Source organism: Lederbergia citrea, from assembly GCF_018343525.1.
Classification (GTDB): domain Bacteria; phylum Bacillota; class Bacilli; order Bacillales; family Bacillaceae_C; genus Lederbergia; species Lederbergia citrea.
Genome location: NZ_JAGYPH010000003.1, coordinates 27,957 through 49,841, shown reverse-complemented (window position 1 = coordinate 49,841; position 21,885 = coordinate 27,957). Strand labels below are relative to the sequence as shown.

General features: G+C 40.8%; 26 protein-coding genes and 2 other annotated features. Of the genes, 24 read left to right on the top strand and 2 right to left on the bottom strand.

The window, feature by feature from the left end; genetic code table 11:
* The first annotated feature begins 16 nt into the window (after positions 1-16).
* The 4 genes from KHA88_RS14845 (at position 17) to KHA88_RS14830 (ending at position 3,349) form a co-directional block, all read left to right on the top strand.
* On the top strand, positions 17-958 hold the full coding sequence (locus KHA88_RS14845; protein ID WP_213122345.1) for an ABC transporter permease: 942 nt from the start codon (positions 17-19) through the stop codon (positions 956-958).
* A gap of 32 nt (positions 959-990) precedes the next feature.
* Positions 991-2,025 (top strand): ABC transporter ATP-binding protein, encoded by a 1,035-nt coding sequence (locus tag KHA88_RS14840; RefSeq protein WP_213122344.1) that lies wholly within the window; start codon positions 991-993, stop codon positions 2,023-2,025.
* Positions 1,997-3,013 (top strand): ABC transporter ATP-binding protein, encoded by a 1,017-nt coding sequence (locus KHA88_RS14835; protein ID WP_213099367.1) that lies wholly within the window; start codon positions 1,997-1,999, stop codon positions 3,011-3,013. Before KHA88_RS14840 ends, KHA88_RS14835 begins: the two co-directional genes overlap by 29 nt.
* Positions 3,014-3,136: 123 nt before the next feature.
* Entirely contained in the window at positions 3,137-3,349 is a 213-nt protein-coding gene (locus tag KHA88_RS14830) for a hypothetical protein (RefSeq protein ID WP_213099368.1), read from the top strand.
* A gap of 47 nt (positions 3,350-3,396) precedes the next feature.
* On the opposite strand, the gene KHA88_RS14825 is transcribed toward KHA88_RS14830, so the two are convergent.
* A complete protein-coding gene (locus tag KHA88_RS14825) occupies positions 3,397-4,362 on the bottom strand; it encodes a DMT family transporter (protein WP_213099369.1) in 966 nt (321 codons plus the stop codon).
* Positions 4,363-4,619: 257 nt separating this feature from the next.
* On the opposite strand from KHA88_RS14825, the gene KHA88_RS14820 reads away from it, so the two are divergent.
* The 12 genes from KHA88_RS14820 to KHA88_RS14770 all read left to right on the top strand — a co-directional run bounded on the left by KHA88_RS14820 (position 4,620) and on the right by KHA88_RS14770 (position 15,370).
* Complete coding sequence (locus tag KHA88_RS14820) at positions 4,620-5,507, top strand: LysR family transcriptional regulator (RefSeq protein WP_213122343.1); 888 nt, start codon at positions 4,620-4,622, stop codon at positions 5,505-5,507.
* A 104-nt stretch (positions 5,508-5,611) separates the two neighbouring features.
* Positions 5,612-6,148, top strand: a complete 537-nt coding sequence (locus KHA88_RS14815) for a sigma-70 family RNA polymerase sigma factor (RefSeq protein ID WP_213122342.1) — start codon at positions 5,612-5,614, stop codon at positions 6,146-6,148.
* Positions 6,141-7,412 (top strand): DUF4179 domain-containing protein, encoded by a 1,272-nt coding sequence (locus KHA88_RS14810; protein WP_213122341.1) that lies wholly within the window; start codon positions 6,141-6,143, stop codon positions 7,410-7,412. The genes KHA88_RS14815 and KHA88_RS14810 overlap by 8 nt, the downstream gene beginning before the upstream one ends.
* Positions 7,413-7,561: 149 nt before the next feature.
* The gene (locus KHA88_RS14805; RefSeq protein ID WP_213099374.1) at positions 7,562-8,428 is read left to right on the top strand and encodes a YitT family protein; all 867 of its coding nucleotides are present in this window, start codon (positions 7,562-7,564) and stop codon (positions 8,426-8,428) included.
* A 75-nt stretch (positions 8,429-8,503) separates the two neighbouring features.
* Positions 8,504-8,756 (top strand) — a binding site (T-box leader).
* Between the two features lie 54 nt (positions 8,757-8,810).
* Positions 8,811-9,037 (top strand) — a binding site (T-box leader).
* A gap of 128 nt (positions 9,038-9,165) precedes the next feature.
* Positions 9,166-10,194 carry an anthranilate phosphoribosyltransferase gene (gene trpD, locus KHA88_RS14800; RefSeq protein WP_213122340.1) on the top strand — a complete coding sequence of 343 codons (1,029 nt, stop codon included), beginning with the start codon at positions 9,166-9,168 and terminating at the stop codon, positions 10,192-10,194.
* Between the two features lies 1 nt (position 10,195).
* Positions 10,196-10,984, top strand: coding sequence for an indole-3-glycerol phosphate synthase TrpC (gene trpC / locus KHA88_RS21035; protein ID WP_346729193.1), 789 nt, complete (start codon positions 10,196-10,198; stop codon positions 10,982-10,984).
* Complete coding sequence (locus KHA88_RS21030) at positions 10,985-11,623, top strand: phosphoribosylanthranilate isomerase (RefSeq protein WP_346729192.1); 639 nt, start codon at positions 10,985-10,987, stop codon at positions 11,621-11,623.
* Complete coding sequence (trpB, locus tag KHA88_RS14790) at positions 11,601-12,806, top strand: tryptophan synthase subunit beta (RefSeq protein WP_213122339.1); 1,206 nt, start codon at positions 11,601-11,603, stop codon at positions 12,804-12,806. Before KHA88_RS21030 ends, trpB begins: the two co-directional genes overlap by 23 nt.
* Positions 12,799-13,596, top strand: a complete 798-nt coding sequence (gene trpA / locus KHA88_RS14785) for a tryptophan synthase subunit alpha (protein WP_213122338.1) — start codon at positions 12,799-12,801, stop codon at positions 13,594-13,596. Before trpB ends, trpA begins: the two co-directional genes overlap by 8 nt.
* Positions 13,597-13,687: 91 nt before the next feature.
* On the top strand, positions 13,688-13,972 hold the full coding sequence (locus KHA88_RS14780; RefSeq protein WP_213122337.1) for a hypothetical protein: 285 nt from the start codon (positions 13,688-13,690) through the stop codon (positions 13,970-13,972).
* 121 nt (positions 13,973-14,093) lie between these two features.
* Entirely contained in the window at positions 14,094-14,933 is an 840-nt protein-coding gene (locus KHA88_RS14775; protein WP_213122336.1) for a metallophosphoesterase, read from the top strand.
* 89 nt (positions 14,934-15,022) lie between these two features.
* Entirely contained in the window at positions 15,023-15,370 is a 348-nt protein-coding gene (locus KHA88_RS14770; RefSeq protein WP_213122335.1) for a DUF2512 family protein, read from the top strand.
* 39 nt (positions 15,371-15,409) lie between these two features.
* On the opposite strand, the gene KHA88_RS14765 is transcribed toward KHA88_RS14770, so the two are convergent.
* On the bottom strand, positions 15,410-15,940 hold the full coding sequence (locus KHA88_RS14765; protein WP_213099383.1) for a GNAT family N-acetyltransferase: 531 nt from the start codon (positions 15,938-15,940) through the stop codon (positions 15,410-15,412).
* 103 nt (positions 15,941-16,043) lie between these two features.
* Here KHA88_RS14765 and KHA88_RS14760 point away from each other — a divergent pair, with 103 nt between their 5' ends.
* From KHA88_RS14760 to KHA88_RS14725, 8 genes are all read left to right on the top strand, one after another.
* A complete protein-coding gene (locus KHA88_RS14760) occupies positions 16,044-16,925 on the top strand; it encodes a GNAT family N-acetyltransferase (RefSeq protein ID WP_213122334.1) in 882 nt (293 codons plus the stop codon).
* Between the two features lie 60 nt (positions 16,926-16,985).
* Positions 16,986-17,651 carry an SOS response-associated peptidase gene (locus KHA88_RS14755; protein WP_213122333.1) on the top strand — a complete coding sequence of 222 codons (666 nt, stop codon included), beginning with the start codon at positions 16,986-16,988 and terminating at the stop codon, positions 17,649-17,651.
* 312 nt (positions 17,652-17,963) lie between these two features.
* Positions 17,964-18,383, top strand: coding sequence for a ferritin-like domain-containing protein (locus tag KHA88_RS14750; RefSeq protein ID WP_213099386.1), 420 nt, complete (start codon positions 17,964-17,966; stop codon positions 18,381-18,383).
* A gap of 138 nt (positions 18,384-18,521) precedes the next feature.
* Positions 18,522-18,800, top strand: a complete 279-nt coding sequence (locus KHA88_RS14745; RefSeq protein ID WP_213122332.1) for a hypothetical protein — start codon at positions 18,522-18,524, stop codon at positions 18,798-18,800.
* Positions 18,801-19,128: 328 nt separating this feature from the next.
* Complete coding sequence (locus tag KHA88_RS14740) at positions 19,129-19,443, top strand: hypothetical protein (protein WP_213122331.1); 315 nt, start codon at positions 19,129-19,131, stop codon at positions 19,441-19,443.
* 317 nt (positions 19,444-19,760) lie between these two features.
* Positions 19,761-20,258 carry a hypothetical protein gene (locus KHA88_RS14735; RefSeq protein ID WP_213099388.1) on the top strand — a complete coding sequence of 166 codons (498 nt, stop codon included), beginning with the start codon at positions 19,761-19,763 and terminating at the stop codon, positions 20,256-20,258.
* Between the two features lie 110 nt (positions 20,259-20,368).
* On the top strand, positions 20,369-20,749 hold the full coding sequence (locus KHA88_RS14730; RefSeq protein ID WP_213099389.1) for a GntR family transcriptional regulator: 381 nt from the start codon (positions 20,369-20,371) through the stop codon (positions 20,747-20,749).
* Between the two features lie 14 nt (positions 20,750-20,763).
* Positions 20,764-21,852, top strand: coding sequence for a DUF1648 domain-containing protein (locus tag KHA88_RS14725; protein ID WP_213122330.1), 1,089 nt, complete (start codon positions 20,764-20,766; stop codon positions 21,850-21,852).
* Positions 21,853-21,885 lie beyond the last annotated feature (33 nt).

Genomic DNA, 21,885 nt, shown 5'->3' with positions numbered 1-21,885 from the left:
TGGAGGGTGCAGAAACTTGACTAAATTTATTATTAGACGTTTATTACAAACCATTCCCGTCTTAATTGGTGTTTCTATTTTAGTATTTTCATTGATGCATCTTATTCCGGGTGACCCTGCACAAATCATTGCAGGGGAAGGAGCATCAGAAAAAACAGTTGAGCAAATCCGTGAAAAGCTCGGGTTAAATGAACCTGTCCATGTTCAATATTTCTCTTATATTTCGAATGCTTTACAAGGAGATTTAGGAAGCTCGATCAGAAGCGGCCGCCCTGTAATGGAGGAAATTCAAACGAGATTTTTGGTGACAGTGGAGCTGGCATTCTATTCTACTTTGCTCGCCGTTTTTATCGGATTAATCGCTGGAATCATTTCGGCAGTTCGTCATTACACATTATCTGATGTCACAATCATGATTATTGCTTTATTCGGACTTTCCATGCCAAACTTCTGGATGGGACTTGTCCTTATTCAATGGTTTGCAGTCGATGCGAGTTGGCTGCCTGAATTCCTTAAAATGAGGCCTTCGGGCTGGGGCGACGATTGGCGCCAAGTGATTTTACCCGTCATTACATTAGGTACGGGGGGAGCCGCAATCATTGCTAGAATGACCCGTTCTTCGATGTTAGAAGTAATCGGACAAGATTACATTCGTACAGCTCGTGCCAAGGGTGTTTCAGAGCGCACCGTGATTTACAGGCATGCTCTAAAAAATGCATTAATTCCTGTCATTACCGTCGTTGGCCTTGAATTCGGGGCATTCCTCGGAGGGGCCGTCCTGACAGAAACGATTTTTGCCATCAATGGGATGGGCCGCCTGACAGTTGATGCAATCCGTCAGCGTGATTTTCCAATTGTTCAGGGAACAGTGCTTGTCATTTCTACCCTATTCGTTCTCGTTAACTTAATCGTAGATATATCATACAGATTGCTTAATAAACGAATTGATATGAACTAATTGAGACATAAAAGAAATGAGGTGAGTTTTTAATGAAACATTCTGATTCAGCCTTTTTGGAAGTTCGTAATTTGAAGACATCATTTTATACAGATGGCGGCGAAGTACGTGCGGTGGACGGAGTAAGCTTTACCGTTCCGAAAGGTAAAACACTTGGAATTGTCGGTGAATCCGGGTCAGGGAAAAGTATTACATCGCTATCACTTATGCGCTTGCTGCCAAGTAGCGGGAAAACGAAAGAAGGGGAAGTGCTGTTTAAAGGACAGAACCTGCTTGATTTATCTGAGAAACAGATGCGCGGAATTCGTGGTAATGTCATTTCAATGATTTTCCAAGAGCCAATGACATCCTTGAATCCCGTTTTTACTGTCGGTGAACAGATTAGTGAGTCAGTAATCATTCACGAAAAGCTATCTAAAAAAGAAGCGATGAAAAGAGCTGTGGAGCTACTTAAGCTTGTTGGCATTCCTTCTCCAGAACAACGTGTGAAGCAGTATCCATTTGAGCTGTCGGGAGGGATGCGTCAGCGCGTAATGATTGCTATGGCGCTTGCTTGCAGTCCGGAAATTTTAATTGCTGATGAGCCGACTACTGCGCTTGATGTAACGATTCAGGCACAAATTTTACGTCTGATCAAAGATTTACAAAAGCGTATGGACATGGCGGTAATTTTTATTACCCACGATCTTGGTGTAGTTGCCGAAACATGTAATTTTGTATCCGTTATGTACGCTGGACAAGTAGTAGAATATGCTGATGTAAAATCTCTATTTAAAAAACCGAAACATCCATATACCGTCGGGTTGTTGAATTCCCTGCCCCGTCATGACATTGAGCAGGAAAAACTCATTCCAATTAAAGGTAATGTGCCAAATGCGCATGAAATGCCTGCAGGCTGCAGGTTTGCACCGCGTTGTCCGTTTGCTACCGACCTTTGCAGAACGAAGATGCCTGTATTGGTCAATGATGAAGAAGGTAATCAAATCCGTTGCTGGATTTACTCAGATGAATGGGATGGCGATCCGGAGGTGAATATTCATGGCGAAAAAAGAGCTGTTAAAAGTTGATGGTTTAAAACAATACTTTCCTATTAAAGGTGGATTTTTAGGCCGAACAGTCAATCATGTAAAAGCAGTTGATGATATAAGTTTTACAGTATATGAAGGTGAAACGGTCAGTATTGTGGGGGAGTCCGGATGCGGAAAGTCAACAACTGGGCGGGCGATTCTTCGTTTGGAAGAGCCGACAGAAGGTAAAGTTACTTTCAAAGATGTTGATCTAGCGTCACTTTCGAAAAGGGAAATGCGTAAATATCGTAAGGATTTACAAATTATTTTCCAAGACCCGTATGCTTCTATTAACCCTCGCCAGACTGTGGCGGATATATTAACAGAGGCAATGGAAATTCAAAATGCAGTTCCGAAAGAAAAACGTCGTGAACGTGTACTTGAATTACTGGAAACTGTCGGTTTGAACGAATATCAGGCTGACCGTTACCCACATGAGTTTTCAGGTGGACAACGCCAGCGGATCGGGATTGCGAGAGCCTTATCCGTCGATCCAAAACTGATTATTTGCGACGAAGCTGTATCCGCTCTGGACGTTTCGATTCAGGCGCAGGTTTTAAATTTGCTGCAAGAATTGCAAGATGAGTATCATTTAACTTATTTATTTATCTCGCATGACCTCGGTGTTGTACGACATATTTCTGATCGTGTCATCGTGATGTATTTAGGAAAAATCGTTGAAATTGCAGATAAAAATTCATTGTTTGACAGTCCTAAGCATCCGTATACAAAAGCATTGCTTTCAGCTATTCCTGTTCCCGATCCTGAGCATGCGAGTTCGCAAATCGTACTAAAAGGTGACGTTCCATCACCAATCAATCCGCCAAGCGGGTGCCGTTTCCATACGCGCTGCCCGTTTGCACAAGAACGCTGTAAAACCGAAGTGCCGCAATTACAAACTCATGCAAACATGAGCGAAGGCCACGAAGCAGCATGTCACTTTGTAGAAGAAATTCAAAGTGGGAAAATCAAGCCAAGTTATTCGTAATCATCATGTTAAGATCAACCCTCAATGGGTTGATCTTTTTTTATGGAGTTCATAGATTTATATGAAATGTTTTATACACGCCATTTTCGGAAAAAGGAAAGTAAACGAAGTGGAGGGATTTTCATGAGTCATGAACCAACCCAAAACAAAATCAACCGTGACAAGGTGTTGAGAGAAAGAAACGAAAAAGACGAGGCCTTTATGAAAGATCAAGAAAAACAATCACAGCGCGACCAACTAGTCATGCCAATTGACGATATATCGGACGAACTTGTCGAAGAACGAGAAGAAAATGAACAGGATAAAAGAGGATCAGCAGGAGAGAAGGAACTGTAAGATTTTAAAAAAGCCGGTACCCTTTAAAATGGGTTTACCGGCTTTTCTCATGAAGCAGATCGTAATGTCTTGCCTGTTTCCGGAACGATTTCTCTTTCCGCTTTTCGACGCTGAGAAATGTTATTGAGCATAAGCGCTGTAATCACTAATAGCATCCCAATTAACTCGTAAATGGTTAAAGCATGTCCTTGAATAAAAGTCACCACAACAGTGGTAACAGGCACAAAGTTGATAAAAAGAAGCCCGTTTACCGGCTTCAAAATACTGACGCCGACATTCCATCCGAGCAGTGCAATTAACCCAGGGAAAATAATCATAAACGCAAGATCAAGCTGGACAGAGCGAATGGCTGAAATGGTTGGAACTTCCACCCAGCCTGCTGCTGTTGCTAAAAGTACAATCACGGTCGCTGTAGCTGTACCATATAGACAGCTTAGTGCAGAATATCGAAGAGCAGACCAATTGGCGAAACGTGCGCCACCCATTGTATAGACTACCCAGCCAATCACAGATACAAGGAGAGCAAGCATCGGAATGAGCTCGTTATTCATAGAAAGTAAGCTTGTAAGATTTCCTTTTGTGATTACAAACAAAACGCCGATAAAAGCGATTGCGATACTGAAAAGCGTATTCTTGTTTGGACGTTGGCTGCTGATGATCCATAGAATAAGCACAGAAATCATTGGCATAAGCGATTCCATAATGGAAGCGAGTAAAACACCGGAATTCCCCAGGGCATCTTGTCCCCAGAAGATCAATAAATTATAAACAGTAAAGGCCATCGTTCCATAAAACCATAAAGCTAGTCCTCTACCTTCTGTTTTGAAGGCTTGTTTCCCTTCCTTCATCCATAACATGATTACTAGTATTATTGCGACTGGAATATATCGAAGAATAGTAAAGTAGAAAGGTTCGATATATTGGAAAGAGTGATGGGCGACAGGAAACATCGCTCCCCACGAAATACTGGCGATCAAACATAAAAAAGCGCCATATAAAAAGCTTTTCTTCAACGTATTCCCTCCAGATGGTTATTCCACATGGGTGCATATTCCATTTAACAATAGATTCAGTATCATGTAAAATGATTAATAATGATGATAGATATCATTATTAATGATGTTAGAGAGGAGTTTCATAGAATTCCAGACGATATTATCATTGATATTGTGAACATGGCTTATAAATCTGTGACCACGGCCGATGAATAGCGCCAATTTATCTAAACCTACATAATATTACGACCTAATTTTAGAAATGAGTGAACAAAATGGAATTAAAAAACTTATATATTTTTCTAAAGGTAGTTGAACAGGGAAATATCAGTAAGGCTGCTAAAGAGTTGAACTATGTACAGTCAAATGTGACAGCACGCATAAAGAAATTGGAGGAAGAGCTTCATACACCACTTTTCCACCGCCATAACCGGGGAATTGTCCTTACGCCGGAAGGAAAAAAATTGCTCGTCTATGCCGAAAAGATTGTGTCTATGGTGACTGATATGAAAAGGGCTTTCCGTAGTCCGGATATACCAGTTGGCAAGCTTGATATCGGCTCAGTAGAAACGGTCATTAAATTGCCGCTTATTTTGTCAAAGTACAATAAAAAATATGGACATATCGATCTATCATTAACGACAGGAGTAACAGAGCAGCTCATTGACGATGTGCTTAATTATCGGTTAGACGGGGCGTTTGTCACTGCTGGCAGTCTAAGCAACCACCCTGATTTGGTTCAATACGATGTCTTTGAAGAAGAATTAGTTCTCGTTTCAGATGCAGATGCGGGGACAATTGATGAACTTAAAAAGAAGCCTTTTCTAGTATTTCATTCCGGCTGCGGTTACAGGGCAAAATTAATGGAATGGCTAAGAGATGAACAAGTGGCTCCATCTAAATTAATGGAATTAGGAACGCTTGAAACAATACTAGGAAGTGTTTATTCTGGCTTGGGTGTTACATTTGTTCCAAGATCGACCGTTGAACACCACGAGTCAAGAGGACTGATCCAATGCCATAAAGTTCCTCAACAATATAGCCGAATCAAAACCGTCTTCATCCGCAAAAAAGACGCATTCCTAACAACCTCCCTAGAAAAATTCATCGACACAATCAACGAAATTAGACAAAAAGAAGACTACGCTTTCCCGCTCTTCTAATTCGACAATTTATGACAGGTGACAGGCACGGCCCGAAATTTGTCGAATTTAAAAATGAACTTTTTTTCAAGGTTAATACTCTTATAGGGGAGTGAGGTGAGGGCATGAATGTGGTTCGGTTAGTGAAAAAGGCGAAAAAGGGGAATAAAGAGGCTTTGCTTCAATTAGTGATGGCTGAAAAGGATGTTTATTATCGGCTTGCATTCACGTATATGGGGAATACGCATGATGCGATGGATGCAATGGAGGAAATGATTGTACTGTTATTTGAAAAAATTGAGCAGCTCAAGAAGGAAGAAGCTTTTTACAGTTGGAGTAAAACCATTTTGGTGAACAGTTGTAAAACCTTGCTTCGTAAGCGAAAAAAGCTCGTGTTAGTAGATGAATGGAGTGATAGGGAATTAGATCAAGCTTTGACTAATGACCCTTATATTGCTAGTGAACAACAAATGGATATAGAGCAGATGCTATTACACGTAAATGAACATCAAAAAGAAGCGATCCAATTAAAGTATTTTCATGATCTCGATTATCAAACAATAGCTGATATGACAAATGTTTCAATTGGAACTGTTAAATCAAGAATCTTTCAAGGACTCAAAAAGCTAAGAGATCATTTTAGGGGTGATGTTGATGAATAACATCGAGAAACGATTAGCTGATGAGAAAAAGCGAATGGACTCGATAACGGCACCAGATGAATTAGAAATGAGATTAAGAAATGCACTAAATACGACACCTCCAAGAAGAGCAAAGAGAATTGGAGCTATTTGGAAGGTCGCGGTTGTCGCGTTACTTTTTATGACCATTTTTGGATATCAATACAATGCGGTTGCTTATTATAGCAAGAAATTATTTGGTTTTGATGAAGTGACTAACGGTACTTTAAAGGAATTAAATGATAAAGGTATGGGGCAAATTATAGAAAAAAAGACGAAGCTAAAAGATGGAACAGAATTCATTATTAATGGATTGATGGCAGATGCTAATCAGCTAATCATGTATTATACGTTACACAATCCAAAGGGGATTGATGACCAGACTGTTGACCCTTTTTTATCTTCAAAAATAACTGGTTTTTTAACGAAATCAAATATGGAAAGCGGTACGTACATTTTCAATGACGATAAAACTGAGATTAAAGGAACTACAGCTTTTGAGCCGGTTAGTCCATTTTCGAAGAAATTAACGTTACACTATAATGACATCGATACAAGGGAAGAAATTAATTTTCCGTATGATCCAAACAAAGCAATGCATACGCAGATTAAACAATCAATTAATAAGACACTTAAAGTCGATAAAGGCGAAGTTACTTTTCACTCAATCACTGCTACACCGACCTTAACCGTCATTAATGGATTGCTCCAAGTCGATAATTTTGATCGCGTCCATTTTGCGCAAGAGGGAATTGAATTAATCGCGAATGGAACGCCAATCCCATTAATAGGTGGAGGCAGTCAATCTTCACTTAGAGGAATAAAATTTGATATTAGATATGATACTTTGCCGGAAAAACTAGATTCGCTAGAACTGGTAATGAAGAAGTTTGTCGGATATGAAACGCTAAAAGAAAAGATTTCCCTTGCTGCAATGGATAAGCCGATTTCACTTCACGGAAAAGACCTATGGGTGAAAAATGTCGCAAAAACCTCAGAAGGAATCGAAATAACGATTGCTACAGATGATGATGTCATGCTTGATGGTGTCTCAATAGAAACGCAAGGCGAGATAATCCCATTAAAAACAACTGTCAGACAACACGAAACTGAGCAAGAAAATGGCCGTATGTTGAAAGAACGGACGTTGCTATTTGATACAAAAAAAGAGCCGCAATACCTATTAATCGAGGGAATGCACTATATGAAAACGTACAATCATGTCATTGAAATACCAGTGAAATAGAAATAAACTGGTCACCGGTCATTTTCTGACCGGTGATCTTTTATTTAAGCTTTTTTGATTGTTTTTCTTCAAATGGTTAAATCTAAAAGAAAGTTACCATTAATGTTAAGATATAGACGGCTGTTGTATTAGAGAGGTTAGGTGTAAGTATGGTTAAACAAACATCGAAACAGACAATTGTGGAATACATTCAAGTTATTGTTGGGGCTTCGCTCGTTGGTTTCGGGTATAACATGTTTCTGCTGCCAGCTAAACTCGCGGCAGGTGGGGTCTCGGGAATCAGCACGCTTTTATATGAATTATTTCAATGGAATCCTGCATTTGTGCAATTTAGTATTAATTTGCCCTTATTTCTCGTGGGGCTGCTTATTCTCGGAAAAGATTTCAGTACAAAGACATTATTAGGCACTTTTTTTGTACCATTCGTTATTTGGCTCACTCAAGATGTAGATCTTCACATTCACGATGCGATGCTAGGTGCTATATATGGGGGAATTGCCCTTGGCATCGGTCTCGGAATTGTGTACCGAGGGGGCGGCTCAACCGGAGGCACAGCAATGATTGCCCAGCTGTTGAAAAAATTCACGGGCTTATCAAGTGGATTTGCTCAATTGCTAGTCGATGGATTCGTTGTGGCGGCTTCTGCCATTGTTTTCAACCTAGAACTCGCTCTCTTTGCGTTAATATCGATATACGTCACAAGCAAAGTCATCGACTTCGTTCAATTGCAAACGTCTCCGACGAAGCTTGTGATGATTATTACGGAAAAAGAAGCGGAAATTCAGCGGATCATCCGAGATGAAATTGATCGCGGTCTGACGAAAGTGAAGTCCCTTGGAGGATACTCAAATATGGAGCGAACCATTATTCTTTGTGTCGTCGAGCAATCGGAAGCTGTTTATTTGAAAAAAGTTCTTCAGGAACAGGAACCGACTTCCTTCGTTATTTTTCTAAATGCATCTGAAATATTAGGCAGAGGATTTACTCAAGCAAAAGTAGACGGAGGGAAAGTTTAAAAATTTTATTAAAAAACATATTGACATTCTGATTTTAAAAAGATAAGATGATAAATAATTCAAACTTAATGAATATTTCTGGCATTGACGAAGAGTAGTAGCTGTTTTGTCGCACTAAAGAGAGCCGGTGGTTGGTGCAAACCGGTGTGCAGAAATAGTGAATGGGCTTCTGAGCCTCCAAACCGAACTTTGTGAAAAAAAACAGTAGGCTTTGGCGCTTATGTCTTGGCGTTAGAAAGACGGGCAATAAGCGAATAACGCTTGTTGCTGACAAAGTGAGCTGATATTCAGCTAATAAAGGTGGTACCACGGGTTCCTCGTCCTTTGGATGGGGGCCCTTTTTGTGTTTTTTTGGAGATTTCAACAGCAGAAAAATGAATCTGAAAAATCGTTGATTAAGAGTAGTACGCCTGGCAAGTCGTTTTAGAGAGCTGGTGATGGTGGGAATCCAGCACGAACTGCCTGGCGGAATGGACTTATGAGAGGTTGCCTGAACGTAAGTAGGGGAACCCGGCTTCCACCGTTAACAGGATAGGGTATACATTTGTATCCGAAGAGATGAAGGTAATTCTTCAATAGAGGTGGCACCGCGGACTGATCGCCCTCTGTAAACGCACATATTGTGTGTGTTTACGGAGGGCTTTTTTATATTTAATTTTGGAATCTAGCGCAAGGCTGCCTAGCCCCTCGAGGGCTGAACAAGGCGCTTAGGCATTATAAAATAAGGAGGAATTGAAATGAAACCGTATTTGCAAAAACTGATGGCCGGAGAAAATTTAAGCATGGACGAAATGACGGAAGCTGCACGATTACTGTTTACTGGTGAAGCTTCAGAAAGTGAATGTGGCGCGTTGCTTGGCTTGCTTGCTTTAAAAGGAGAAACGGCGGATGAGGTGGCCGGCTTAGTGAACGCAATTCGGGAAAGATCCCCTGCTACGCTATCAGTCCCCGGCAGTGTGATGGACAATTGCGGGACGGGCGGGGATGGCTCACACAGCTTTAATATAAGTACGACTTCCGCCTTTGTTATTGCTGGTGCGGGCATTACGGTTGCAAAACACGGGAATCGGAGTGTCTCCAGCAAAACGGGAAGTGCGGATGTACTTGAATATCTTGGCGTGTCACTGGATAACAGTCCCGAGGAAACAGCTGAGCTTCTCGCTGAAAATGGCATTGCCTTTTTATATGCACCACATGTTCATCCCGGCATGAAGGCTGTCATGAAAGTAAGAAAAGATTTGCGTGTACCGACGATTTTCAACTTAATTGGACCACTGACAAATCCGGTTGAACTGGATAGTCAATTATTGGGGATTTACCGACGTGATAAGCTGAAGCTCATGGGAAGTGTGCTTCAGCAGCTCGGCAGAAAACGGGCGGTGGTTATTAATGGAGCGGGCCATATTGATGAAGCATCACTTTCAGGGGATAACCATCTTGTCGTTTTAGAAGACGGGGACCTAAAGGAAATTACACTGCACCCGAAAGAAGTCGGATTTCCAACTTATGCAAATGATGAAATTCTCGGCGGAGATTCGGAACGTAACGCCCTCATTATGATGAGCGTACTTAATGGAGATGAGGGGCCGTTTCGTGACACAGTATTGTTGAATGCGGGAATTGGGATTTTTGCCAATGGTAAAGCATCGACCATTCAAGAAGGCATTCAACTAGCAGAAAATAGTCTTGATTCAGGTGCAGCCTTAGGTAAATTGGAATTTTTAATTAAAAAAAGCGGGCAATCAACAAAGCAAGGAGTGATGTAAGGTGACTATTTTAGATAAAATCATCGCACAAAAAGAAATTGAAGTAGGGGAACTAAAGGCGATATACAGTTCACATCAATCAGAACCTTGTAAGCAGAGACCTTCACTTTACGAAAGTTTCCAAGGGGCAGATGAGATGAATGTGATAGCAGAAGTGAAACGAGCTTCACCGTCAAAAGGAGTCATTAATCAAGATATAGACCCTGTTGCCCAAGCCCTCGCTTATGAACGAGCGGGAGCTGGAGCGATTTCCGTTTTAACGGACCGGACTTTTTTTAAAGGTTCAATGGCAGATCTTTCTGCAGTCGGAGAAGCCGTTCAAGTCCCGCTGCTTTGTAAAGATTTCATGATCGACGAGGTACAAATTGACGTTGCAAAAGATCACGGGGCAAGCGTTATTTTATTGATCGCCGCAGCCCTCCCGGAAAATCGCCTTCGTGAGTTATATCATTACGCTAGGTCGCTGAACTTGGACGTATTATTCGAAGTTCATAATGAGGAAGAAGCAGAGGTTGCCCTACGTATTGGTGCGAGAATTGTTGGGATTAATAATCGGAATTTAAAAACTTTTGAGGTGGACTTGGCTGTAACAGAACGTGTGGCTGCAATGCTAAGAAATGAAAATATTCTACTAGTGAGTGAAAGCGGTATTCGAACGAAGGCTGATGTGGAAGAAGTGGAAGCCGCAGGAGCAAAGGCAATCCTTGTTGGAGAAACGTTGATGAGGTCAGAAAATATCGCCGAAACGATGGATGATATACGCATTCCATTCCAGAAGGCGGTGAAATAGGTGAAGGTGAAAATATGTGGCATCTTGACAACGGAAGCGGCAGCTGCTGCAAGCGAAGCAGGCGCAAATATGCTTGGATTCGTGTTTGCGGATAGCAAACGGAGAATCGCTCCGGAAAAAGCTGGAGAAGTCATTGCACAGCTTCCGGATCATGTAAAATCAGTAGGCGTTTTTGTGAATGAGACTTATGAAAATATTATTCGAATCGCAAAAACGGCAAAGCATGATTATATTCAATTACACGGAGACGAGTCACCGGAATTTTGCAGAAAACTGCCACTGCCAGTTATCAAAGCTTTTTCCATTAAAGAAAAAACTGACCTTGATAAAATTTCAGATTATGACTGTGCCTATTATTTACTTGATAGTCCCGGAGTAAAATATCGCGGTGGGAGCGGAATCCCATTTGACTGGAGCTTACTTGCGGATTTAGATATTCCAAAAGAAAAAATTATTTTAGCAGGCGGTTTGGATGTTGAAAATGTGGTCGCCGCGATAAAGACTGTTCGACCTGCAGTCGTCGATGTTTCAAGCGGAGTGGAAACAGACGGGGAGAAAGATTTGGAGAAAATAAAAGCCTTTATTAGAGAAGCAAAACTAGAGGAGCGTGAAGAAATTGGCAGTTTACACATCACCTGATTTAAAAGGGCGCTACGGTCAATTTGGAGGACGATTTGTACCGGAGACATTGATGACCGCAGTATTGGAATTGGAAGAAGAGTATGAAAAAGCTGTGGCTGATCCGGAATTCGAACGGGAAATGGATCACTATCTTAAACAATATATCGGAAGAGAAACCCCGCTTTATTTTGCCGAAAATCTTTCGAAGATTGCGGGTGGGCCGAAAATATATTTAAAACGTGAGGACTTAAACCATACTGGTGCACACAAAATCAATAATACGATTGGTCAAGCGCTTTTGACACTCCGAATGGGGAAAAAGAAAGTTGTGGCTGAAACGGGTGCGGGCCAGCACGGGGTGGCAACAGCAACGGTATGTGCTCTCCTTGGTCTAGAATGTATTGTGTTTATGGGGGAAGAAGATATCCGCCGCCAACAATTGAATGTTTTTCGAATGGAGCTGCTTGGAGCGGAAGTGAGAAGTGTGTCCCAAGGAAGCGGCACGCTCAAAGATGCAGTAAATGAAGCTTTACGTTACTGGGTCGCAAATGTTGAAGATACCCATTATATATTAGGTTCTGTCGTTGGACCACATCCTTTCCCAAAAATCGTTCGCGACTTCCAAAGTGTGATCGGCAAGGAGACGAAGAAGCAAATTCTCGAACAGGAAGGCAAACTCCCAGATGCAGTTGTTGCTTGTATTGGCGGCGGTAGTAATGCCATGGGGATGTTTTTTCCGTTTGTGGAAAATCAGGATGTCAAAATTTACGGTGTGGAAGCTGCAGGGTCCGGGATTGATACCGGGAAGCATGCTGCTGTTTTAACAGATGGGAAAGCAGGCGTTTTACACGGGACGCTCACATATCTCTTACAGGATGATCAAGGCCAAATCAAAGGTGCACATTCAATTTCAGCTGGTCTTGACTATCCAGGCGTCGGTCCGGAGCATGCTTATTTGAAAGATTCAGGACGTGTTACATACACTTCCGCAACAGATGAAGAAGCGCTGGAAGCTTTTCAGCTGCTGGCAAAAACGGAAGGGATCATTCCCGCACTTGAAAGCTCCCATGCCGTTGCTTATGCGATGAAACTGGCAAAAGAAATGAAAGAATCCGAGACGCTTGTTATTTGTTTGTCAGGCAGAGGGGATAAAGATGTAGCGCAAGTAAGGGAAGCGATTGGAGGGGTGAACAATGGGTAAAGCAAAGATTGATGCGGCGATTGCCGGTGTTCTTGAAAATGGTGACAAGGCCTTCGTCCCTTATATTATGGCGGGTGATGGAGGAATTGAAAACTTAAAAGAACAAATTTTATTTCTAGAAGAGAGCGGCGCGACAGTCGTGGAATTAGGTATTCCTTTTTCTGATCCGGTTGCTGATGGTCCCGTTATTCAAGAAGCTGGATTAAGGGCGCTGGCAAATGGAACGACATTAGCAGGTGTACTTGATAGCTTGGAAGAATGGAAAGAATCCAGGACGATCCCGATCGTACTTATGACGTATTTCAATTTAATTTTTGCCTACGGAATTGAAAAATTCGCTGAACGTTGCAAGGAAGTTGGCGTGGATGGGTTAATTATTCCGGATGTGCCACTTGAAGAAGAAGAAATGGCGGCTCCCGTTTTTGCTCAACATGAAATTGCCCTGATTCGACTTGCTGCGCCAACTAGTCCGCAAAGTAGGCTTGAGCAAATAGCGAAGCGGACGGAAGGATTTTTATATGCGGTGACAGTAAAGGGGACGACAGGTGCTAGGACTCGCTATGAAGATGGGTTGCCCGAGTATTTACAAGAGCTGCAAACTCTTTCTGCTGCACCTGTACTTGCTGGGTTCGGGGTTTCTACTCCTGAACAGGTGAAGGAACTAGGACAGTATTGTGATGGGGTGATTGTGGGCAGTAAAATTGTTGAGCTTCTTGCTGCTGGAAAACGGGATGAAATCAAGGAAATTATACAGGCGGCGAAGGCTAATGAAACGGTAAGTAATCTTTAATATTATTTTTTAATACAATTGTCATCTTTTTCCGGCTTGATTTGCAAAAAAATGGGGTAAATAAAAAACAAAGCAAAAGGAGGAAGATAAGATGGGGAAAGCAAAAAGCATCAGTCCATATATGCTGTTGGGAATTGGGGTTGCAGGTGCCTCTTATTTGTCTTCCAAGGATAACAGAAATAAAGTCAAGGAAGTTTTTTACTCAGTAAAGGATAAAGTAATGGACTTTTGGTGTGAACAGAACCCAAGTGCCTGTGATGATCTTATCGAAAAAGCGGGTAATCCCGACCCACATGATTTAGAAGATACAAGAATGGTTGGCGAAGGCGCCATGTATAGTGTTGAGTTTTATAATAAGGAAGAGCAGCAAGAATAAACAGGACCGGTCCTCATTCGATAGAGGACCGGGTTATTTTTTCCTCTCGAATATTATTTGGAATGGTATGATATATTTTAGTAGTTATATATTTAACTTATTCGAGAGGGATTTTATTATAATGAAACGCAAAATACTTAAACTTATACTATTCATTGCAGTGATTTATATTTTTCTATTTTTAAATAATAATTGGCTGCAGACGACTACATACGAAATCAAATCAGATCGTATCCCTAAAGCATTTGACGGATTAACAATCGTACAGCTTTCGGATTTACATGACGCTACATTTGGTGAAAAACAGTCTCGTCTTGTGGAAAAGGTGAAAAAACTTAAACCTGATCTTGTGTTTGTTACCGGTGATTTAATCGATAGCAACCGTTACGATCTTGATAATAGTCTCGATCTGGTTGAACAGCTTGTCACATTCACGAGTGTTTATTACGTAACGGGGAACCATGAAGTTGCCGTCAATCAAGTAAGCGAAATTACGGAGGCTTTGAAATCTTTAGGTGTCCATGTTTTGGCCAATGAAACTGAGCTGTTAAAGCAAGACGGAGAAACGATAGCAATTGCTGGAATTGAAGATCCGCTTATGCGCGCGATAGAAGATCCAATAGTGGTTGTGGGCGAATCATTGGACGCAGCGATGTCTAAAATTCCAGAGCAAACATACACTTTATTGCTATCGCATCGACCTGAAGTGTTTAATGTTTATGTCGAAAACGAAGTAGATGTTGTATTTACTGGACATGCGCATGGCGGCCAAGTTCGCATCCCTGGAATCGGCGGTCTAATCGCACCTGGTCAAGGATGGTTTCCGTCTTATACAGCTGGCGATCATAAAAGAGGTATCACAAATATGATCGTCAATCGTGGACTTGGGAACAGCCTTGTCCCTTATAGAATTTTCAATCGGCCGGAAATCGTTGTCGTTACGTTAAAAAGTTCACGATGAATTATCACACGGAATAATTTTCATCCAAAATTGGCATCCTTTGCATATATGGCTTTCAAATGCCAAATTGTGAAGGAGGCTTTTTTGACTTGTTAAATTTTATAATGAAAATCATTGTTACCCCCATTGTTTTAATCATAGCTGCAAATTTCTTAACAAATGTTAATTATCCGCATGTGTATCAACCGATTGTTATCGGGGTTACATTATCATTAGCGGGTTATTTAATGGAAGTAGCCATTTTGAAAAAAGGTACGTTTTGGATCAGCACTGCAACAGATTTTGTTATCTCGGCTTTCTTCATCTATATACTTAGCTATTTTTTTCCCGGAGCCTACGTGACCGTTGGAGGAGCCATACTTACGGCAGCACTATTAACCGTAATCGAATTCTTCGTCCACCTATGGCTCATCAAATCAGGCCGAGCCCGCAAATAAATCGGGTGGTGACAGGCACCACCCGATTTATGTCGAATTTTATTTGTAATTGTCAATCCAGTATCTTTGGACGATGTTCCCGCTTTCTTCTTTATATTCCGATTCTAGGTTCCCGCCATTGTTGATAATGGTTTTGGCTGAGGCGATATTATCTTTATTACATGTGACTAGTACTTTTTTCAGTTCCATTTCTTTTGCTTTTTCAAGTGCTAGTCTTAGCATTGCTGAAGCATAGCCCTTCCTGCGTGCGCTCGGTCTAACTCCGTAACCGATATGACCGCCGATTTTTAGCAATCTGTCATTTAAATTGTGACGAATATTAATGCATCCAACGATCCTGTCATTTTCATCCGCAAGCCAATATGTAGTGTGTGGTACAAAGGTTTCGGGGATACCGATGCCTTTTTTAAATCCGGCAAGTTCTGTCAACATACCATCAAAATCAGCCGTATCCATTCGTAATACAAATGGAACCATTTTTTCCCCAGCTTCTATCCACTCAGCAATCATCTCTACGTATGCTTCCTTAAATTCAATCGAAGGTTCAACTAATCTCACGTTTTCGGCCATCCGCATCCACCCCAATACTTCATTTCTCAATATGATAGATGAGTACTTTCTTTTAAGTCAATGATTAATATGGTTTAATATTCGAAAAAGGGGAAAAATTGAGATGAACCTCCTTCAATTTAAAAGAAAATATTCGAAAGTGAAACAAGACCGTGAACAACTATATATATTATTTCAAGAAGTGTTCCAAATTGATCCGGGCTTACTTCGTGATTTTTACGATTGTGGATTTTGGAATGAGACATATGAGCCCTATACATACTTTGCTGGTGAAAAAGCCATTGCGAACGTATCTATGTTTTCGATGCCTCTTCTTGTTGAAGGGAAAATAATTAAAGCAGCTGGTATTCAGTCTGTGATGACCCACCCAGATTACCGAAGGAAAGGATTGATGAAGCAACTTTTTACTAAGATGCTTGAAACGATTGATGAAGAGTATGATTGCATGCTGCTTATGACAGATAACCCGAAACTATACATACCTTTTGGCTTTCGGGAATTACAGCAAAGCTATTTTTCAGCTCGGATTTTTCATGAAAAAAAGACATCAACGCTAAAGAAGTTGGATTTTTTCTCCCGTGATGACTTAAAGCTTATCCAAACATTGATGGGAGAACGTCAACCGCTATCGCGGCGCTTTTGGCCACTCGCATATGATTCATCGTTTTATTTAAATATGTATCATTCATATTTCAACAAAAACTTGTATTATTCTAAGGAACTCGGAGCAATAATGATATTTGAGGTAAATGAAGAAACATGTAGGCTGTATGATGTGATTGCAAAGGAAATTCCTGCTTTAGAAGAACTAGTGAGCCATATTCCAGAACAGTTCATAAACATACAGTGCTATTTCTGTCCTGACCAATTTAAAAGCGTCAACTGGAAACCCGAAGCACCAACATCAAAAGCAAAACTAATGCTGCGGGGAGATCTATCAATCATTAACCAACCCATAAAACTACCAATTACTGCAGAATTTTAAATGTTATTCGACAAAATTCGGGTGGTGCCTGTCACCACCCGAAAAAAGGGGCTGATGTGGATGTGTGGACGATATAGTTTGTTTGCGAATGGGGAGAGTTTGGCGGAGCGGTTTGGCTTTGATCATTTTGCTGATTTGGAATGGATTGAGCGGTATAATGTTGCTCCAAGTCAAAGCGTTCTTGCGATTGTTAATGCTTCAACAGGAAATAGAGCTGGCATGCTGAAATGGGGGCTTGTCCCGTCATGGGCAAAGGATCCGAAAATTGGTTATAAGATGATCAATGCTAGAGCTGAGACCATCGATCAGAAGCCTAGCTTTAAAAAGCTATTAAAACGTCGCAGATGCATAGTCGTAGCAGATGGATTTTATGAATGGAAAAAGCTTGGGGCAGACAAACAGCCATATCGCTTCCAACTAAAATCCAAGGAACCTTTCGCTTTCGCAGGATTATGGGATCGCTGGGAGCAAAATGAGGAAGTCATCCATTCCTGTACGATTATTACTACAGAAGCAAATGCAGTGGTGAGTGGGATTCATGATAGAATGCCGGTCATATTGTCGAAGGAAGCGGAAGTAGCCTGGCTTAACCGTTCAATTGATGACGAGGCTTATTTAAAGAGTTTACTCATGCCTTTTTCAGCCGGAAAAATGGAATCCTATCAAATTTCATCGCTCGTTAATAGCCCGAAAAACGACACAAAGGAAATTTTAAATTCATTATAAGCACATAATTAAACCAGTTGGTAATATTCTAAAAGGTATTGATATTTTAAATAAAGTATTACAAGAGTCCCGGAGGATATTGCCAAATACTCCTCCAGAGTGAAGGGGAAAAAAGGTTGAATATAGCTCTACATTATAAGCAATTTCGAAATCAAGTTTTTTACAAAAGCATGTTAGATTAGCAAAAAAGCCGATTAATCCACTAAGGGAGAAATCGGCTTTTTTACGTTTTACTAACATCCCCTTCCACTTTTACTTAGGCACACTATTTTTACCAGTGCATAGCCTAAGTTTGAAAACATCGTCTAGGAGATGGTCATATTGAATAATTTTCATCAAGACAAGGCACTGGTAAACAAGATAGCAAAAGCTATTAATGGAGAGTATAGTGCGATTAATTGCTATGGGAAGTTGATTACCATGTCTTCGACAGAAACAGAAAAAGACCGCATCAATGAAATTCGGAATGACGAGATTCGCCATTTTAATGAATTTTGCGCAATATATACATTAATAACGAATCAGCAGCCACATCCCCAAATATCTGAGCAATGCCCTGATCAATATAAAGCTGGTCTTGAATTTGCGTTCGAGGATGAACAGCATACTGTTGATTTTTATCATGAAATCGCTGATCAAGCAATCCACCCTTATATTCGTCGAAGATTTAACAGAGCAGCAGCTGATGAACAAAACCATGCTGTTTGGTTTTTGTCGATGTTGCACAAATGAAGTGAATCCTGTGAAATTTCACTCGAAAATTTGATAAGCTAATTGACAAAAAGTCCCCCTCAATCTACAAGTTTAATGAAAGGACATGCATAGCCTCCTGTTGAAATGTATTACTAACATAAAACAGGAAGGAATTCGGTGGGACAACAAATATTTTCTTCCGAAGCATCAAAGTCATTGGGAATTGGAGTTAGCATCATTGGGAAATATGCAGTGATTTTAGAAGCGAGGGGCTATGGAATTGAACGGGGGACGAATAACAGTCGAATATTTCGGCAGAATGATCTCACTTTGCTCTCTCAGATGATAGAAAAAATTACAAAAGATGGGATAACTATTGAGCAAGCTCCAGAAGAGGCGGCAGAGACCACTTTAATAGAAATGAATGAGGAGTTGGTGAAACAAGCTAATATGTAGTGTTTGGTACAAAGGTTTCGGGGAGGGGATACCGATACCTTTTTTAATTCAGGTAAGTTGACCCAACATACCTTCAAAATTTGACGTGTCCATTCGAAAATTATGCTGATTTGGAATGGATTGAGATGCCTTTTTCAGCCGAAAAAATGGAATCCTATCAAATTTCATCACTCGTTAATAGCCCGAAAAACGACACAAAGGAAATCTTAAATTCACTATAAGTAAAAGCACTTTGAAAAATCCCAACTGTAAATAGGCAAATACCTATTCCTCTTTGAACATGGACACATACACTAGGTTTGAAACAATTTGAGGAGGAGATATAAAAATGGAAAGACAATTCTTTGGAGGTCCTAGTTACGGTATGGGTGTCGGCGGTTATCCTAGTTACGGCATGGGTCACGGCGGTTATCCTGGTTACGGCATGGGTCACGGCGGTTATCCCGGCTACGGCATGGGTCACGGCGGTTATCCTGGCTACGGTATGGGTCATGGCGGATATCCTGGTTACGGCATGGGTCACGGTGGTTATCCTGGCTACGGTATGGGTCATGGCGGTTATCCTGGTTACGGCATGGGTCACGGCGGATATCCTGGCTACGAAATGGGACATGGTGGTTATCCCCGGGCGGATTCTTGCTAACCATTAAAAAAATAAATGAATTTGCTCATGGCAGTATTTGTTGAAAGTTGTGAATGACGAGATTTGCCACTTTAATGAATTTTATGCTCTTTATATAATGAATCAATTGCCCCATTTAGTAGGATAGCAGTTGATGAACAAAATCATCCCGTTTGGTTTTTGTCGATGTTACACAAATGAAGTGAATCCTCTGAAAAACCACTCGAAAAATTTATAAGCTGAATGACAAAAGCTCCTGCCAATCTACAAGTTTAGTGAAAGGATATGTAGGAGCCCCTGTTGAAATGTATTACTAACATTAAACAGGGGGGGATTCGGTGGAACAACAAATATTTTCTTCCGAAGCGGCAAAGTCATTGGGAATTGGAGTTAGCACCCTCAGGAAATATGCAGCGATTTTAGAAGCGAGGGGCTATGGGTTTGAACGAGGGACGAATAACGGTCGAATATTTCGGCAGGATGATCTTACATTGCTCTCTCAAATGATAGAGAAGATTACTAAAGATGGGATAACGGTTGAGCAAGCTGCCGAAGAGGCGAGTGAGGCCACACCTCATAAAAGCAAAGTTGTTGCCACACAAAGCCAGGATCTTAGTCAGTTTATTGAGCAAATAAAAGGCTTGGAATTACAACAGGCTTCCTTAACGGAAATGAATGAAGCATTGGTGAAACAAGTTGAACGTTTAGCAGAAAAAATTGAAGAGAGAGAACGCGACCAGCAATTATTTCAGCGTTTGGAAGATTCAAGAAATAAAAAGAAAAGAAAAGGCATTGCCTTTTTACGACCATTAACCCTTATGGCAGGGAAAAAATAATCCATTTCCTGAGTGAACAAGAAATAATGTTCACTCATTTTTATTGCAAAGAAAAAACAACTGTTATATTATATGTATAACAAACAACTAAATGGAAGGTCGTTGATAAAATGATCCTTACTCTTGATCTGCAATCAGAAGTCCCGATTTATTTGCAGCTGCGAAATAACATCATAGAAGGTATCGCATCAAAAGAGCTAAAGCCCGGTGAAGCATTGCCATCCGTGCGTGCAATGGCTGCCGATCTTGGTGTCAATATGCATACAATTAACAAAGCCTACCAAATTTTGAAGCAAGATGGTTTTATTTTGATACACAGGCAGAAGGGTGTAGTCATTCATCCGGATGGCATGCCGGAAATTGATGAAGCTTATACATCCGCTATTAAAGAGCAGCTAAGACCCATAATCAGCGAAGCAATTTGTAGAGGAATGGATGAAAAGGATTTTTATAAGCTGTGTGAGGATATCTTCGCCGATATAAAACAGTAGAGGAGGATTTTTCGATGGTTTACATCATCATTTTATTGCTATTTGTCCCGACCGTTATTTTTACAGCAGTAACTCCGTATATTACGCGAAAAACTGAAAGCTTTGGAGTATCTATTCCAGAAGAGATATTCGGGAGTCCAGAGCTTGCAGGGTTTCGGAAAAAATATGCTCTAAGAACAAGTATATTCGGAGCCTTCTTACTATTAGCTTCCATGTACGCGGGCCAATTTCCGGAAGAACAAACGTGGATGATCCTGTTTCTCAGTTCATTTTTTCTATTTATTGTTGGTTCCTTTTTGATCTATTTACAATTTCATAAAAAGATGAAAGATTTAAAAGCTGCCAGCAATTGGCACCTATCGAAAACAGAGACTTCCATTATCGACACTAATTTTCGGAATCAAAAATTAACGTATTCATACGGTTGGTTCGCCATTCCGTTAGCAATTATAGCTATTACATTTGTGATGACTATTATGTATTACCAGTACATTCCAAGTAAAATGCCGATGCAGTTTGATTTTAACGGAGAAGTTACAAGATGGGCGACAAAGTCATACCGTAGTGCCCTGGCCATGCCGCTTATGCAATTGTTTATGTTGGGATTATTTATGTTTATAAATTATACGATTGCTCGAAGCCGCCAGCAAGTTGACGCCTCTAACCCCGAAAAGTCTATCATGCAAAATATCATATTTAGACGTAGGTGGTCCGGTTTCATAATAATGACAGGAACCTTACTAATAATTCTTTTCGGACTTATCCAATTATCGCTATTTTATCCAATCAACGTTCAAGTATTAACGATGTTGTCCTTCATTCTTACAGGTGTTATTGTTTTGGCGGCAGTGATATTATCGATTATTACTGGTCAAGGAGGTAGCAGGATAAAAACAATCACCGGAAAACATGGAGAAATGATTAATCGAGATGAAGATCGTTATTGGAAGCTCGGCATTTTTTACTTTAACGGTGCAGATCCTGCCATATGGGTTGAAAAGAGATTCGGAAGCGGTTGGACGGTCAATATGGCTAAACCGCAAGCTTGGATTTTCTTTGTCATTATTTTAGTCATTCCTATTTTGATAGGTCTCCTTAGTTAAAGCTAGGCATACGCCTGGCTTTTATTTATCATA